This window comes from Methylocystis sp. L43 (assembly GCF_015709525.1).
GTDB lineage: Bacteria > Pseudomonadota > Alphaproteobacteria > Rhizobiales > Beijerinckiaceae > Methylocystis.
This window is the reverse complement of record NZ_JADNRA010000033.1, coordinates 230501-246680: the sequence shown is the minus strand read 5'-3', so window position 1 is coordinate 246680 and position 16180 is coordinate 230501. Positions and strand designations below refer to the sequence as shown.

16 protein-coding genes are annotated in these 16180 nt (G+C 63.2%); 10 read left to right on the top strand and 6 right to left on the bottom strand.

The genetic code is table 11. From position 1 onward, the window contains the following. The coding region (gene glyS / locus IYX23_RS14625; RefSeq protein WP_196398854.1) for a glycine--tRNA ligase subunit beta at positions 1 to 1433 on the top strand (1433 nt) is incomplete at its 5' end. A 120-nt stretch (positions 1434 to 1553) separates the two neighbouring features. On the opposite strand, the gene IYX23_RS14620 is transcribed toward glyS, so the two are convergent. After that, on the bottom strand, positions 1554 to 2036 hold the full coding sequence (locus IYX23_RS14620) for a hypothetical protein (protein WP_124737809.1): 483 nt from the start codon (positions 2034 to 2036) through the stop codon (positions 1554 to 1556). Between the two features lie 95 nt (positions 2037 to 2131). Further along, entirely contained in the window at positions 2132 to 3358 is a 1227-nt protein-coding gene (locus tag IYX23_RS14615) for a penicillin-binding protein activator (protein WP_196393464.1), read from the bottom strand. A 183-nt stretch (positions 3359 to 3541) separates the two neighbouring features. On the opposite strand from IYX23_RS14615, the gene rsmI reads away from it, so the two are divergent. Both rsmI and IYX23_RS14605 read left to right on the top strand, forming a co-directional pair. Beyond that, a complete protein-coding gene (rsmI, locus tag IYX23_RS14610; RefSeq protein WP_196393463.1) occupies positions 3542 to 4456 on the top strand; it encodes a 16S rRNA (cytidine(1402)-2'-O)-methyltransferase in 915 nt (304 codons plus the stop codon). A 162-nt stretch (positions 4457 to 4618) separates the two neighbouring features. Continuing rightward, a complete protein-coding gene (locus IYX23_RS14605; RefSeq protein ID WP_196393462.1) occupies positions 4619 to 4999 on the top strand; it encodes a YraN family protein in 381 nt (126 codons plus the stop codon). 4 nt (positions 5000 to 5003) lie between these two features. Here the strand turns inward: IYX23_RS14605 and IYX23_RS14600 are convergent, their stop codons facing one another. After that, positions 5004 to 5750: a metallophosphoesterase gene (locus tag IYX23_RS14600; RefSeq protein ID WP_196393461.1), complete on the bottom strand. Its 747-nt coding sequence runs from the start codon at positions 5748 to 5750 to the stop codon at positions 5004 to 5006. A 157-nt stretch (positions 5751 to 5907) separates the two neighbouring features. Between IYX23_RS14600 and IYX23_RS14595 the strand changes: the two genes are divergently transcribed. From IYX23_RS14595 to tolB, 6 genes are all read left to right on the top strand, one after another. Beyond that, complete coding sequence (locus IYX23_RS14595; RefSeq protein WP_196393460.1) at positions 5908 to 7617, top strand: multiheme c-type cytochrome; 1710 nt, start codon at positions 5908 to 5910, stop codon at positions 7615 to 7617. Positions 7618 to 7756: 139 nt separating this feature from the next. After that, positions 7757 to 8725: a hydroxylamine oxidation protein HaoB gene (gene haoB, locus IYX23_RS14590; protein WP_196393459.1), complete on the top strand. Its 969-nt coding sequence runs from the start codon at positions 7757 to 7759 to the stop codon at positions 8723 to 8725. Between the two features lie 182 nt (positions 8726 to 8907). Further along, entirely contained in the window at positions 8908 to 9651 is a 744-nt protein-coding gene (gene tolQ / locus IYX23_RS14585; RefSeq protein WP_196393458.1) for a protein TolQ, read from the top strand. A 9-nt stretch (positions 9652 to 9660) separates the two neighbouring features. Then, positions 9661 to 10110, top strand: a complete 450-nt coding sequence (locus tag IYX23_RS14580; RefSeq protein ID WP_196393457.1) for a biopolymer transporter ExbD — start codon at positions 9661 to 9663, stop codon at positions 10108 to 10110. An 11-nt stretch (positions 10111 to 10121) separates the two neighbouring features. After that, a complete protein-coding gene (locus tag IYX23_RS14575) occupies positions 10122 to 11276 on the top strand; it encodes a cell envelope biogenesis protein TolA (protein ID WP_196393456.1) in 1155 nt (384 codons plus the stop codon). A gap of 247 nt (positions 11277 to 11523) precedes the next feature. Next, positions 11524 to 12843, top strand: coding sequence for a Tol-Pal system beta propeller repeat protein TolB (gene tolB / locus IYX23_RS14570; protein ID WP_196393455.1), 1320 nt, complete (start codon positions 11524 to 11526; stop codon positions 12841 to 12843). A gap of 74 nt (positions 12844 to 12917) precedes the next feature. Here tolB and IYX23_RS14565 read toward each other — a convergent pair whose 3' ends face one another. After that, the gene (locus IYX23_RS14565; protein WP_196393454.1) at positions 12918 to 13592 is read right to left on the bottom strand and encodes a hypothetical protein; all 675 of its coding nucleotides are present in this window, start codon (positions 13590 to 13592) and stop codon (positions 12918 to 12920) included. Between the two features lie 124 nt (positions 13593 to 13716). Between IYX23_RS14565 and ung the strand changes: the two genes are divergently transcribed. Beyond that, on the top strand, positions 13717 to 14385 hold the full coding sequence (ung, locus tag IYX23_RS14560) for a uracil-DNA glycosylase (protein ID WP_196393453.1): 669 nt from the start codon (positions 13717 to 13719) through the stop codon (positions 14383 to 14385). Positions 14386 to 14394: 9 nt separating this feature from the next. Here ung and IYX23_RS14555 read toward each other — a convergent pair whose 3' ends face one another. Together IYX23_RS14555 and IYX23_RS14550 are read right to left on the bottom strand one after the other, a co-directional pair. Continuing rightward, complete coding sequence (locus tag IYX23_RS14555) at positions 14395 to 15039, bottom strand: glutathione S-transferase family protein (protein ID WP_196393452.1); 645 nt, start codon at positions 15037 to 15039, stop codon at positions 14395 to 14397. A 20-nt stretch (positions 15040 to 15059) separates the two neighbouring features. Further along, the gene (locus tag IYX23_RS14550; protein ID WP_196393451.1) at positions 15060 to 16169 is read right to left on the bottom strand and encodes an ionic transporter; all 1110 of its coding nucleotides are present in this window, start codon (positions 16167 to 16169) and stop codon (positions 15060 to 15062) included. Positions 16170 to 16180: the final 11 nt, after the last annotated feature.

The window sequence follows — 16180 nt, the reverse complement described above, 5'->3', positions numbered from 1 at the left end:
CCCGGCAGGCTTCGCCTGCCGACCTCCCCCCTCAAGGGGGAGGTGAACTCGCGCCTCGCTTCATTCTGGTCTCGAATATCGAGGCCTCGGACGGCGGCGCGACGGTCGTCTCCGGCAATGAGCGCGTCATCGCCGCGCGGCTGTCGGACGCGAAATTCTTCTACGAGACCGATCTCAAAACGAGGCTCGAAGCGCGCCTGCCGAAGCTCGACGCCATCGTCTTTCACGAAAAGCTCGGGACGCAGGGCGAACGCGTGAAGCGGATCGCGGCGCTGGCGAAGGCGCTTGCGCCGATCGTCGGCGCCGACGCCTTTCTCGCGGAACGCGCGGCGACGCTCTGCAAGGCCGACCTCGTTTCCGAAATGGTCGGCGAATTCCCCGAACTGCAGGGGTTGATGGGCCGCTATTACGCCAGCGCGCAAGGCGAAGACGCCAGCGTCGCCGCGGCGATTGAGGAACATTACAAGCCGCAAGGGCCGAACGACCGCATTCCGACCGATCCCGTGTCGATCGCGGTGGCGCTCGCCGACAAGCTCGACACGCTCGTCGGCTTCTGGGCGATCGACGAAAAGCCGACGGGCAGCAAGGACCCCTACGCGCTGCGCAGAGCGGCGCTGGGGGTGATTAGGATCGTATTGGAAAACGAGCTGCGGTTGCGGTTGCTTTCGATTCTCGATCCACACAATGATGTTATTGCAAAGCAATGCGCATCTACAAAGCGCGAACATGATCGAGAAGCGGCCAAACGCGCTAACATTCCAATAGGGGCTCAGTTCATTGCGATAGGCAAGGCGGTCCGACAGGTGGGTGACCAACAGGTTGGAACGATCGCTATCGATCTCCTCGAATTTTTTATCGATCGCCTCAAGGTCTACTTGCGCGACAAGGGGGCGCGACACGATCTGATAGATGCGGCGCTCGGGGCTGTTGCGGAAACAGAGACCCCCACCCCTAGCCCCTCCCCGCAAGGGGGAGGGGAAGCGCCGCTACAGGACGATCTGCTCATGATCACGCGCAAAGTCGAGGCGCTCGACACATTCCTCTCAACCGACGACGGCAGGAACCTGCTCGCCGGCTACAAGCGCGCCAGCAACATTCTGAAGGCCGAAGAGAAGAAGGACGGGCCGGACGCCTATGCGCATCGCCATGCGCCGAACCTGCGCATCGAGCCGCAGGAACATAAGCTTGCCGCCGCCATCGCCCGCGCGCGCGAAGAGACTGCCGAACATCTTGCGAAGGAAGATTTCGCCGGCGCCATGCGCGCGCTGTCAAAACTTCGCGAGCCGGTCGACGTCTTCTTCGACGATGTGACGGTCAACGCCGACAACGCCGATCTGCGCTTGAACCGGTTGCGGCTGCTTGCCGAACTGCGCCGCGTGATGATGGGCGTCGCCGATTTCGGCAAGATCGCCGGCGAAAGCGCGACCGCCTAGAGCGCTTCCCGATCACGTGCAATCATGTGATCGATAAGGAATCGCTCGAAATCAAAATGGTGGAGCAGGTTCTCATCGAAAAAGTCTGACAACTTTTTCGGAACCTGCTCTAAGCATTTGTCAGGGGCAGGCGCTGCAATTCAGCATGCAGGTGATCTGCGCGAAGGGATCGTCCGGCGGAAGAACGATCAGCGTGCACGCATGAATGCAATCGTGGCACGCGTCGCGCAGGCCCGCCTCTCCCGCCGCTTGCAAGATGGGCGTCACCTTGCGCATCACCGCGAAAAGCGCGGTCTCCATCCCCTTGAAGAAGGCGGCGAAGGCCTGACCTTCGGGCGAACTCGGATCCTTCATGCGCAGGCGGACATGCGGATAGCTGTCCGCGCCGCATTTCGCGTCTCCCAAAACCTCGACGTTTTCGACAAGCGCGATTGGCACGTTAATCCAGACATCCCGCGCGACATCCAGCGCGAACAGAATGGAGTTCTTGTCTGCGCCTGGCTTTGAGACGCCGACAACGGTCAGCGGGAGCAGACAGGCGTCACCGCTCTGGCGTTCCAGGAATTCCGAGGGCGAATAGACGTTCGTGCGGTTGGTCGCCATGATATCCTCCACTAGAAATCAATGAATGCTGACTGAGCTTACTCATATTTAGAGCGCCGGAATGGCGCGTCGCGAAGGATGAGCGAAACGAACCGCTACGCGCCGTTGCCGGTGAAATTGCGCGGCGCGGGCGAGATGATCTTCGCCGAACCGCCGCCGATCTCCAGCACCGACAATCCGCGTTCATTGCCGCCGTCCGGCTTGAAGCGGAAGACGCCGTCGGCGCCGTTGAAGCCGGAAGGATTGGTCAGCACGCTTTCCGAATAGCGTTGCGACCCTTGCGAACGCGACAGCGCGATGGCGAGCGACACCGCGTCATAGGCGAGCGTCGCGACGCGCGCCGGGTCGGACCCGTATTTCGCCTTGTAGCGCTGCGCGAAAGCGTTGAAGCCAGCGTTCTCCGGCGCCGTGAACCAGGCGCCCTGCAGCGCCGGCAGGCTCAGCGTGCGCGCGTCGTTCCACAGGCCCGTGCCGAAAATCTGCACCTTCTTTGAGTCGATGCCATTCGCCACGAGCTCCTTCGACACCGCCTGCATCTGCTCGGCCTGCTCGGGAATGAACAGCGCGTCGAACTGATCACGCGCGGCGGCCAGACGTTTCACCGACTCGCCGGGCGCGCCGGGCTTGTAGCGCTCGATGACCGGCACGCGGATGCCGTAAGTCGCGGCGCTCTGCTGAAACTGCGCCATCGCCAGCGTGCCGTAATCGTTTTCGGGCACCAGCGCCGCAATCGATTTCTTGCCGTGCTGCGACGCGAAGCTGACGCCCCGGTCAACATAGCCCTCGACCGGGAAGGACAAGAGATAGCTGCCGCGGCCCGCGGCCGAGGAGTCCGTCGAAAAGGCGATCATCGGCTTGTTGGCGGAGCGCGCGACGCGGCTGGCCTCCTTGACGCCGGCGCCGAACACCGGTCCCAAAATAACTTCGGCGCCCTCGTTGATGGCGGACTGAGTCGCCGCGGCGGCGCCCGACGGCGTCGAGCGATCGTCCTTGACGAGGATCGTCACGTCATTGGCGCCGCTGTCGGCATAGGCGAGCTTTGCGGCGTTGAGCAGCGAAGCGCCGACGGAGGATGGACCCGAGGGGCCCGTCAGCGGCACGATCAGCGCGATTTTCACCGCGCCTGTTCCGATCGTCTCGCCCTCCGCGGGAGCGACCTGGGTCGCGCCGCTGAGCTTTAGATCACGCGCGCCAGGCGCCCAGGGCCCGCTCGTCGGACTGCAGGCGGCGAGCGTGGCTGCAAGGCCGACGAGCGCAGCGCGCTTCGTCACGGCGCCGCGCGTGAACGCGCCGGCGCGCGCGCGAGAAGACAATGTCGACATGAAAACCCCCTGCGGCGCCCAGGGCTCCCGCCATGGCGCGGCTATTGTGCGCTAAGGGTCCGAGTCCCTAGCCGAAAGTCAATAGACGGTCCATTTGGAGGAATTGCGGCTGGCGCGCAGTTGGCGCTTGTCCTCTTAAACGAACATCTAGTATCTTAAAACGAACGAAGATCGGCGACACGCATGACCATCGAGGCCCTCTCTCCGCCTGCTGCGAGCTACACCGCCTTTGGCCTGCGCGCCGAAGCCGAGAGAATCGAGCCGGGACTGCACCTTGTCGCGACCCCGATCGGCAATCTGAAGGACGTTTCGTTTCGCGCGCTCTCGACCCTCGCCGCAGCGGACGCGGTGGTCGCCGAGGACACAAGGGTCACAAAAACGCTCCTTGCGCATTACGGGATTTCGACGCCGCTGATCGCCTATCACGAGCACAACGCCAGGGTGATCCGCCCTCACCTTCTGGCGCGTCTGGAGGCAGGGGCGAAGCTCGCGCTCGTCTCCGACGCCGGCACGCCGCTCGTCTCCGATCCGGGCTTTCGCCTTGTCCAAGAGGCGCTCGAGAAAGGCGTGCATGTGACGTCGGTGCCCGGCCCTTCCGCCGTGCTCGCGGCGCTGGTCGTCGCCGGATTGCCGACCGACCGCTTTTTTTTCGAGGGCTTTCTGCCGCATAAAAGCGGCCCGCGGCGGGCGCGGCTCGCGGAACTCGCGCCTATTCCCGGAACGCTGGTGTTTTTCGAAAGCCCGCGGCGGCTGGCCGAAACGCTCGCCGATTGCGCGGCGATTCTCGGCAAGCGCAATGCGGCGATCGCCCGCGAACTGACCAAAATGTTCGAATCGGTCCGGCGCGGGACGCTCGACGACCTAGCGGCGACGCTCGCCGAAGAGGAGCCGCCAAGGGGCGAGATCGTGCTGCTCGTCGCCCCGCCGGGCGCGGACGCGGCGCTGACTGCGGCCGCCGATCTCGACGCCAAAATCGAAGAGGCGCTCACGGCGCATTCGGTGAAGGACGCGGCGAGCGTGGTATCGGCGGCCACGGGCCAGCCGCGCCGACAGGTTTACGCGCGGGCGCTGGAGCTGGCGGCGGGACGGGGGAAGTAAGATGAACTTGCGCCCCCTCCCCAACCCTCCCCCGCTTCGCGGGAGAGGGAGTCCGACTCGGGTCTCTGCAATGAAACTGCACAATCTGCGTCGTTAGGGTCCCCTCTCCCGCGCAGCGGGGGAGGGACAGGGAGGGGGCATGGTGATCGCGCCCGTTTCATTGTGAGCGAGACAAAGCACGACGCCCGACGCGCCGCCTATGTCTACGGCCTTCGCGCCGAGACGGCGGCGACGCTGTGGCTGCGGGCGCGGCTCTATCAAATTCTGGCGCGTAATTTTCGCGCGCATGGCGGCGAAATCGACATTATCGCGAAACGCGGCCGCACGATCGTTTTCGTCGAAGTGAAGGCGCGCGCCGATCTCGAGGACGCGGCCATCGCCATCACGCCGCAAAAACACCGCCGCTTCTCGCAGGCTGTGGGCCGCTGGCTCGCCGCGAACCCTTGGGCGATGGCCTACACGCTGCGCGCCGACGCGATCTTCGTTGCGCCGGGCCGGCTGCCGCGCCATCTCGAAAACGCCTTCGAGCTGCGCGTCGGATGACGCCTCACGCGGTCTGAATAAACCGCCGCTCGGCGCCGTCCAGCGCCACCGCCGTCAATACGCCGGTCTTGAACGCATGCGTATCGAGATTGATCCGGTTGGGCAAATCCTCGACGTTGTTATGCGGCGTGTGCCCATGCACGATCACCTTGCCGAAGGACTCGCCGCAGTCGAGAAACCCCTCGCGGATATTCATCAGATCGTGGGGAGTCTGCAAATGCAGCGGCGCGCTGCGCCGCACGCCGGCGTGACAGAAGAAATAGCCGCCATATTCCGCCCACAGCCGCGTTTCTTCGATGAAGCGGCGATGTTCATCCGGGAAATGCGCGAGAAATTTGACGCGCACCTGTGAGGCTCCGCCTTTCGCCACCTCCTCGCCAGTGTCGACGCCATAGGAATGCAGCGTCATCAGCGCGCCGCTGCTGACCCAATCGTCGAGCGCCGCCGCGTCGTTGATGAAGCGCAGCATCGTTTCTTCGTGATTACCCCGCAGGGTCACGACGGGCGTCGGAAAATCCCCTGAAGCCAGGCGCTTCAACACGCCGTTGGAGCCAAGTCCGTGGTCGACGTAATCCCCGACGAACACGGTGACCGCCTGTTCGCAGCGGCGCGCCGCGAGATCTTCGACGATCGCTTCGGCGAGAACGTGCAGAAGATCGGCGCGGCCGTGAACGTCGCCGATCGCATAGATGCGCATGCCGGGCGGCGCCTCGGCGGTCGTCAAAGCTGAGGGGAACCAACGCGTCGTCATGGCTTCTCCTAAAGTCATCATTTATCGTCAGGCAGCGCTTTGACGAGCCATAAGGCGCCTGAGGGGGTGGCCTCATCGGGGGGGAAGCCTGTGGTCCTTTCCTCTGGCTGCCTCGGCCCCGACAATGCAGCCAGACGCAGAAGGGGCGAGGGAGAGCATGCTGAATTCACAGAGGGTTTCTCATTACGCGGCTCGCCTCGCGCTGATTCTCGCGTTCGCCGTGACCTTTGTCCTCTCCGCGCCGGCCCTTGCGGATACGCCGGATGAAACCTTCAAGGCGCTGGGTCTTGCGAAGACCGCCTCGCCCAAGGAGCTCTATGACGCGCTGACCAAGCGCTACTACGACGAATCGCAAGGCGCCGGCAAAGGCTCGTTCTCGAAATATTGGGAGCCGATCCCGATCTCGAAATATCTCAATCCGCACGATTTCTATAAGCCGCCGCAGACGATCGACGTCGACGCGCAGCGCGCGCAATGCGTCGAATGCCACAGCCAAGTGACGCCCGGCTGGACGCATAGCTGGAAGGGCAGCGTGCACGGCAATCTCGACGCGATTCGCAATCTGCCGGACTCGGATGCGCGCGCCTATAAGAAGGCGATGATCACGGAGGTCGAGAACAATCTCCGCTCAATGGGAACGCTCAAGAACGGCGAACCGCTGAAAGAGGTCGGCTGCATCGACTGCCATATGGGCGTCGGCAAGGACCATGGCCAGCATAAAACTGAATTGCGCATGCCCGACGCGGCCGCCTGCGGACAATGCCATGTGCAGCAGTTCGCCGAACGCGAATCAGAACGCGACACCTTCACCTGGCCGCAGGATCAGTGGAAGCCGGGCCATCCGTCGCACGCGCTCTCGATGAAGGCCAATGTCGAGAACGCCGTGTGGGCGGCGATGGAGCAGCGCGAAGTCGCGGAAGGCTGCACCTTCTGCCACACGCCGCAGACGACGTGTAACTCCTGCCACACGCGCCACGAATTCTCGGCCGTGCAGGCGCGTAAGCCGCAGGCCTGCGCCATCTGCCACAATGGCGTCGATCACAATGAATTCGAAGGCTACATGCTGTCGAAGCACGGGACGATCTATCAGACGCGCGGCGACACATGGGACTGGAACGTCCGCCTCGCCGACGCGATGGAAAAGGGCAATATGAACGCCCCGACCTGCGCCTTCTGCCACATGGAGTATCAGGGGAAGTTCACGCACAACATGGTGCGCAAGTCGCGCTGGGCCTTCGTGCCGATGCCGAAGATCGCGGAAAACCTTAACCACCCCTGGTTCACGCAACGCAAGGAATCGTGGGTTTCGACCTGCTCCAACTGTCACTCCGACAGTTTCGCGCGCGCCTATCTCGACGGCATGGACAAGGGCATCGTCTCCGGACTCGACATCACAGAGAGGGCGCGGAGCGTGTTGGTGAAGCTCTACAACGACAAGCTGCTGCCGGGTCAGACGACGAACCGTCCGGCGCCGCCGGCGCCCGAGAAGGACGACGCAGGCGGCTTCTTCCAGCTCTTCTGGCAGAAGGGCAATAATCCGAGCGCCATCGAATATGTCTTCGCCGACATGTGGGAGCACCATCAGATCAAGCACTACAAGGGGCTCGCGCATATGAACCCCGGCGGCTACACCTATACCGAAGGCTGGTCGCAGCTCATCGGCGCGGCGGCGAAGATCAACGACGAGGATACGAAGCTGCGCGAAGCCGCCGAAATTCGCGCCGAGCTGAAGCGCATCTCCGGCGAGAAGCGCGGCGACCTCGATCTCGACTCGCCGGCGCGCCGCGCCTGGGCCGGCGGTCTGGGCGTCCTCGCCATGCTTGCCGGCGCCGGGCTGCTCATGCGTCGTGACCGCAAGGGCCGCTAAGCGTATCCGATGTCATTCCCGGCGCGCGAAGCGCGACCGGGAATCCAGGGCGCCGCGAAACGTTTCGCAGTAGCTCTGGATTCCCGCTTTCGCGGGAATGACATTCGGGTGCGGCAATGACCTCTGACAGTGGACGCGCATGACTCCCCGCATTCGGCTCATCGCCGGCGTCGCCCTCATCGTCTTCGGCTTCGCCCTGCTCGGCTGGGCGATCTACGCCGGGCTCAATCCCACCGCGCCGTTTGAAACACGGCTCGGGCCGATCTCGGCGGACGCGGCGAAGGATGTCGAAGGCTTCGGACTCACGCCCGAGCGCCTCCAGCAGATCGAGGTGTCGGCGAAGGACGAGCGCCGCCCTCTCGCCACTGGCGTCGTCGCGCGCGATGAAGCAGGCCGACTGACGCCGCTCACGTGGCGCAATCAGGTCACCGAGCCGATCTTCTTCGCAGAGGTTTCAGCAGCCGATGCGGCGAAGGTTCTCGCCGCAATCCGCGAACATACGCCGCAGGACGCCGTCGTGCTGGCGTGGTGGGACTTCTCGCGCGCGATTCGGCTTGTCGCCGGCCGCGCCGCGCCGCTCGACGACGCAGAGGCGCGCGGACTGCTGTTGCCGGCCGCCTGGTCGGCCGCAGGGGCGGCCGAGCGCGCGCGATGGGGCGCGGGAGTCCCGACTTCGTCAGCGAACAGCTTCACGCGTTTCATGGACGCGTTGCTCGACTCCGATGAGGCGCGCGCGAGCGAGGTGTTGAAAAAACTCGCCGACGGCAAGTCCGCCTATGTCGCCGTGCGCATTTCGGACGCGTGGATGCTCGCCGCCGCACGGCCGCAACAGCTCTCCATCGCCTATAAGGATTTCGCCGCGACCGGCGTTTCGCACGGCCTCATCAAATCCGCGCAACAATGGATGCGCGATCAGAAGATCGAAAGCGGCTTCGCCGTCGAACCGATGGGCGGCGCGACGCGGCTGCATTATTTCCAGCGCAAGAGCGACGGCGACAGGCTGATTGCGCGGCTATTGCCGTTCTCCACCTCCCTGCCCTCGCCCCTCACGCGATTTTCCCTCGTCTATCAGCACAAGGGCTGGTGGATTTATCGGCTTAATGAGTGAGACGCCGCCAGAACCCATTCCGCTTGGCTAAGCTTTGCTTAACCCTCACACCTTGTTAACCGGTCCTCCCTATGGTTTGTTGTGCGGCGCATCGCAGCCCCACAAATGGCGAAATTGCGGGCGATAGACCGGGCGTCGCAGCCAAAGCCGCCGCAGAGCGCCTGCCGACTCAAGGACAAATCATGAATCCAGCCGAGATCGCCGCGAGCCCTCTCGCCGCCCCCGCCGCCGACATTACGATTTGGAGCATGTTCTGGGGCGCGCATATCGTCGTCAAGATCGTCATGGTCGGACTGCTCGCCGCCTCGGTCTGGTGCTGGGCGATCATCATCGACAAGACGCTGCTCTTCGCGCGCATGCGCCGCTCGATGGATCGCTTCGAGGAAAACTTCTGGTCGGGCAATTCGCTCGAAGAGCTTTACGGCAAGCTCTCCGAGCGGCCGCAGACCGGCACGGCGACGCTTTTCGTCGCCGCCATGCGGGAATGGAAGCGCTCCTTCCAGGCGGGCGCCAGCGCCTCCTTCATGGGCCTGCAGGCGCGGATCGAGAAGGTGCTCGACGTCTCCATCGCCCGCGAGGTGGAAAAGCTTGAATCCAATCTGCTCGTGCTCGCCACCGTGGCGTCGGCCGGGCCCTTCATCGGCCTGTTCGGCACGGTCTGGGGCATCATGACGTCGTTCCGCTCGATCGCGGCCTCGAAAAACACCTCGCTCGCCGTCGTCGCGCCCGGCATCGCCGAAGCGCTGCTCGCCACCGCGATCGGTCTTTTCGCCGCGATTCCCGCGCTGATCGCCTACAACAAGATGCAGGGCGACGTCGCCAAGTCGCAGGCGCGCATGGAAAGCTTCGCCGACGAGTTTTCCGCGATCCTGTCGCGGCAGATCGACCAACACGCGGCGTCCTCGAACCGCGACCGCGCGGCGTAAGGAGCAGGCATGGGCGCTTCCCTCTCGACCCCGGGACGCAAGGGCGGCAGGCGGCGACGCGGCGTGCCGCGCTACGGCGCCATGGCCGAAATCAACATGACGCCGTTCATCGACGTCATGCTGGTGCTGCTCATCATCTTCATGGTGGCGGCGCCGCTGCTCGCCACCGGCGTCGCCGTCGATCTTCCGGAAACCAAAGCCGGCGCGCTCAACATTGACCAGAAGCCGGTTTCGATCGCCATCGACGATAAGGGACAGGTGTTCCTAATGGATCAACCGGTCGAAACGACCCAGTTGCTCGACAGGCTGAAGGACGCCGTGAAGCAGGGATTCGACGAACGCATCTATGTGCGTGGCTCAAAGGCGGTGAACTACGGCCGCGTCGCCGAAGTGATGTCGCTTGTTATCAGCGCCGGCTACAAGAAGGTCGCGCTGGTGACGGAGCAGGAGAAAAAGTGAGCTGAGCGGAAGTGAAAATTTCGCGCTCCGAACCTGGTTTTCCTCTCTCCTCGGCGATCCACGCTGGATTGCTTCTGGCGGCGTTTGTCCTGTTTTCCGACGCCAAGAAATTCGACGATGCGGTGGAGATGGTTCCGGTCGACATCGTCACCGACAGCGAACTCACCCAGATCATGAAGGGCGAGAAAACCGCGCGCGAGATCAAGCCCACCCCGCGCGTCGACAAGGTCGCGCCCGAAGTTGAGACGAAGCCCGAGCCGCCGCTCGCGCAGGCCAAGAAGGACATAGCGACGCCGCCGCCGCCCGTGCGTCCGCTGCCGCAGCCGACCGCCGACGATGCGCCGCCGACGCCGCCCAAGCGCGTGGCCGCGCTGCCGCCGAAGCCGGAGCCGCCGCCAAAGCCTGTGGAAAAGCAACCCGAGCCCAAACCGGTTGCGAAGCCTAAGGCCGCGGCGCCGGAACCCGACAAAAAAGAGCCCGAGAAGAAAGAACCCGAAGACGCCGAAGTCGTGAAGCCGAAGCCGCCGACCCGGTCCAAGCCGGACAATTCGGCAAAGGACGCGGCGGCGACGGCGAAACCGAAAGAGCGGCTCAAGATCGACGAGGTGGCGAAGCTGCTCGACAGCAAAAAGCCGCAGGACAAGCCTGAGCCTGAGACATCGATCGGCGAACTCGCCGAAAAGGCCGTCAAGGAGTCGAAGCCGAAGTCGGGCGAGGAGAATGCGCCGAAGTCAAAATTCGACGCCGCGAGCATCTCGAAATTGCTGAGCCGCGAAGCGCCGCAACGCAAGGCCGCGACCGGCCGAGCGACGCAGGCGGCGGCGCTCGGCGCGCCAACGGGAGCGGCCGCCAGCATGTCGGCTTCGATGGAGGCGCGCATCGCCGCCTATATCCACGATCACTATTACCCTTGCTGGGCGTCTGGATTGTCGCTCGGCGGGCAGACTTATGCGCCGATCGTGGAGTTCCATCTTTCGCGCGACGGCGAACTCGAAGGGCGTCCGAAACTGCTGAACGCCTCGGCGAGCCCGACCGAACACGCCCGCGGCGAACAGGCGATGCAGGCGGTGCGCCGCTGCAGCCCGATGCGGATACCGCCCGAGTTCATGCCCTACTACGAAGAGGCTCTGCGCGAAGTCACGATCCGCTTCCAGGATTCGAATTAGTGAGCTGGTTCGTTCGTGGCGAAAGGCTTCACCCCCTCCCTAGGCCTCCCCCGCTCTCGCGGGAGAGGGAGCAAACACTGTGCTTCATCGGCCTCGCGCAAACGCCGATCGTGAGCGTCCCCTCTCCCGCGAGCGAAGCGAAGCGGGGAAGGGACAGGGAGGGGGCTGAAACGCCGCATCCAACAACTTCGTCCATCGCCGCAAAGCGCTACGCTTTCTTCACGCCGATGCTTGAAAGATATCGCCCATGACACGCTGCTTCACCCGCCGCGCCGCCGCCGGACTCCTCGCCGGCGCCGCGTTCGCCCCGTTCCTTCCCGCATCTCTGGCGCGCGCCGGACGCATCATCGACCTCAAGGGCGGCGGCTTTCAGCCGGTCAATATCGCCGTCGCGCCTTTCGTCGGCGACGACGCCGCGCGCACCGTGACCTCCGTGACGCTCAACAACTTCAAGCGCTCGGTGTTCTTGAATCCGATCGACCCGGGCGCCCTGCCCGCGAACGCCGCGCCGCCGGACGCCGCGCCCTATCTCGCCGCCTTCAAGGCGGTGAACGCGCAATTTGTCCTCACGGGTCGCTCCCAACGCGCCGGCGACGGCAGGCTGAAAACGGAGTTCCGACTCTTCGACGTGACGACGGGCGAACAAGTCGCGGGCCAGCAATATGTCACCGAGGCCGCCAATATGCGGCGCGTCGCGCATCTTCTCTCTGACGCGGTTTTTTCCCGCATCACTGGCGAGAAGGGATTTTTCGACACGCGCGTCGTCTTTGTCGATGAAACCGGCTCCAAGGAAAGGCGGCGCAAGCGCCTCGCCATGATGGATCAGGACGGCGCGAATGTGCGCTATCTGACGCGCGGCGACGAACTCGTCGTCACGCCGCGGTTTTCGCCCAACTCGCTCGACGTCACCTACATGTCGTTTGGCGCCGACGGCGATCCGAAGGTGCTGTTGATGAATATTGAAAACAGCCAGCGCGAAGTGGTCGGCAATTTTCCGGGCATGACCTTCTCGCCGCGGTTCTCGCCCGACGGACAGAAGATCATCATGTCGCTGGCGCAGGGCTCGACGACCAATCTTTACACGATGGATCTGCGCTCGCGCACGACGATGCGCCTGACCGACACCGGCGCCATCGACACCGCGCCCTCCTACTCGCCCGACGGCTCGCGCATCGTCTTCGAGAGCGATCGCGGCGGCTCGCAGCAGATCTACGTCATGGGCGCGCATGGCGGCGAGGCGAAGCGCATTTCATTCGGCGGCGGCCGCTATTCGACGCCGGTCTGGTCGCCCAAGGGCGACTACATCGCCTTCACCAAGCAGAACGGCGGCAATTTCTCGATCGGCGTCATGAAGATTGACGGTTCCGGCGAGCGCATTCTTACCGAGGGCTTTCACAATGAAGGGCCGACCTGGGCGCCGAACGGTCTCTTCCTGATGTTTTTCCGCGATTCTTCGGGCGGCGGCGGACCGAAAATCCACATGGTCGACGTGTTCGGCCGTTCGGAGACTCTGGTCCCGACGCCAGGCTATGCGAGCGATCCCGCCTGGGGCCCGCTGCAGGATTGAGGCGCGGGCCACGAGAAACTGCGGAGGATGAGCGGTAACCGCAAATGCTCCGCCAGCGCTTGCGGCTGCAAAAACTAGCCTTTCATGATCGAGCCGACCATCCGGATCGCAAATCCACTGACGATCCCGATGACGAGCGCATATCCAACAAACAATCCGGCGCCGAAAACCGTCCCCAAGCGACTGAAATTGATAAGCAAGTTCGCGCCATCGAAAATCGCGTCGGACATTCTCGGCAGAAAGTACGTCAGGTAGGAGGCCGAAACATTTGCGAAAAAACTTGAGATGATGTCGTCGCCCCAGAAGCGGTTCGAAGCACAATAAGCAGACGCTTCACCTCTCCCACATGAATCTTCAGTTTCGGGAGCCTTGAAGGTCCTGCTGACGCCTTTTACGACATCCGCAACCAAAATTTCGTGAGCGGAGTTGTCGGGTGTGGCGCCGCTTTTTATGATGCCTATGACCCTATGCGCATCGACGTCTTTGAAGGTTGGATCGACGAGGATGCGCATTATCTCCGCGTTGTAGTCGCATCCGCGATTCATGAGGAAAGTTGCGTAATTGCGTGGATCAATCCGTCCAGAAAACAGATCGTCTTTTGTATTGCAGACGACTCCATAGGGAACATATCCTCCGAACGCGATTCCGTAGCCGACGACATACGGCGCGGCGATGAGCCCGCCAATAATCAACGCCAGCCAGCCTGCGCCCGCAATCAGCGATTCGCTTCGGGAAACTTCTTTCGCCATGGGCCGCCTCCAGGCAGCAACAACACCAAATGTTATTCACCAACGCCATGTTGGCATTATATCGCAAGTTAGCTTTATCTCCCAAGCGAACGCCTCCTGTCGACAACCGCGATCTTGCTTCAAAATGACCAAACCCGTCCGTCTCGAAGAAAGCTGGCGCAAACATCTCGCTGCGGAATTCGACCAGCCCTATTTTCGCGCGCTGCGGGAATTTGTCCGCGGCGAATACGTCGCGGGCCGGATCTATCCGCCGGCGTCGCAGATTTTTCGCGCCTTCGACGAATGTCCATTCGACACGGTGAAAGCCGTCATTCTCGGGCAAGACCCCTATCACGGCGCCGGCCAGGCCTGCGGCCTTTGCTTCGCCGTCGGCGCCAACACGCCGCCGCCGCCCTCTCTCCAGAACATCTTCAAGGAAATCGAAGCCGATCTCGGCCGTCCGGTTTCGCGCGATCCCGATCTTTCGCGCTGGGCGCGCCAGGGCGTGCTGCTCCTCAACGCGACGCTCACCGTGCGCGAGAACGCCGCCGGCTCGCATCAGAACAAGGGCTGGGAGCAATTCACCGACGCCGCCATTCGCGCGCTATCGTGCGAACGCGAAGGCGTCGTGTTCATGCTGTGGGGCGCCTACGCCCGGCGCAAGGGCGCGAGTATCGATCGGCGCAAACATCTCGTGCTTGAATGCGCGCATCCCTCGCCGCTTTCGGCCAACAACGGCTTCTTCGGCTGCAAGCATTTCTCGAGGGCGAACGCTTACCTGATCGCGCACGGGGAAACGCCGATCGATTGGTGAAGTTCGAGATCATCTGCTCCCGGCGGCCGCTTCATGAATCTTGAGCAGCTCTTCGTCAGTCTGCGCAACGCGCGCAAAGCATGGACGCGACGTCACGCGCTCGATATAGGCGGAGATGTGCGCGCTTTCGGGAACAAGGCCAAAACCGACGGTCCACCGCAGCGCGCCACCCCAAAGAATGTCGGCGGCGGTGAAGCGCTCGCCGAAGAGATAGGGGCCTTGCGTCAATTGCGCGTTGATCAGCGCCATGACGCCATCGAAATCCCCGTAGGGACTTCTGCTTGCGGGCGCCGGCTCGCGCTTCATCGAACGATCGACGATCGCAGGCTCGAACGCCGACCCGTAGAACACGAGCCAGCGCAGATAAGGCCCGCGCAAGGCGTCGCCAATAGCCGGCGCGAGACCTTTCTGCGGAAAGGCGTCGGCAAGATAGATGAAAATCGCGCCAAGCTCCGTCACGAGCGCGCCATTGTGAATGATGGCCGGCACTTTTCCGAGCGGATTGACGGCGAGGTATTCCGGCTTGCGTTGTTCGCCAAGCTGGAAATTCAATACGCGCAGCTCGTAGGGAACGTCGAGTTCCTCAAGCAGAGTCAGCACGCCTGAAGCCCGCGTGCGCGGCGCGTAATACAAGATCGGATTATGGTCGTTCATTGGCGCTCTTTGTCTGAAGATCAGGGCACAAACAATAGAAAAACATATGTCGCAAAAACGACGAGATGCACCAGCCCGGTCATGAGATTCGTGCGGCCGGCGCCGAAGCTTACAACGCTGAGCAGCAATGTCAGCAGCAGCAAGACGGTGTCGCGTTTTTCGAGACCGAAGACGATCTCCCGGTTCGTCGCGACGCTCAACAGCGCCACGGCGGGAACCGTGAGCCCGATCGTCGCGACGACGGAGCCGAGCGCGCCGTTCAGACTTGTCTGAAGCGCGTTACGCGTCGCGGCGCGGATGGAGTTCATGGATTCTGGAAGCAGGACCAGCATCGCCACGGCCGCGCCGGTCACCCGGTTCACGTCGTCGACGCCCCCCCAGCGAAGCGCCTCTTCAAGACCGGGAATGACGCGTTCCGCGAGAAGCGAGACGCCAAGCAGACTGGCGCCCAGCCCCACAACTGCGAAGATCGTCATGGCGCGCGAAGGCTTCGTCTCGCCGTGGCCCACGGCGGCGACATGCACGTCGATGAAATAGGACCGGTGCCGCACGGTCTGGATGAAAAGAAATGCGCCGTAGAGCAGCACCGACAGAACGCTGACGAAAATGAGCTGAGTTGTAGACAGAGTAGGTCCGTAGCTCGACGTCGTATAATCAGGCAGAATGAGCGTAAGAACGGAAAGCGCGATCAGGATCGCCAGATAGGCGCTCGTCGCCATCGGCTGGAGTTCCTGCTCGTGGTGTCGGAAGCCGCCGAGCAGAAGGCAGAGGCCGACGAGGCCGTTGCAAACGATGATGATTGCGGAGAAAACCGCCTCGCGCGCTTCGGTCGGATCTTCGTCGCCATGTTCGATCATCGAGGCCATGATCGCGACCTCGATAAATGTCACGGCGATGGTGAGGACGAGCGTGCCATAGGGTTCGCCCGTCCTGGCGCCTAGAATTTCGGCGTGCTGCAAGGCGGCGAAGACGCCTCCGATCAACAAGACCGCCGCGAAAGTCGGCGGAACGAAATCGATGGACGCTGGAATTTGCGAGATCCAGCGTTCGCCAAACAGAAAAACGCCGGCCAGCCCCAGCGCCAGCGCCGGAAACAGGACCGCGCCAACGGTGATCCTCGCCGCCTGCATGCCGTCCCCTG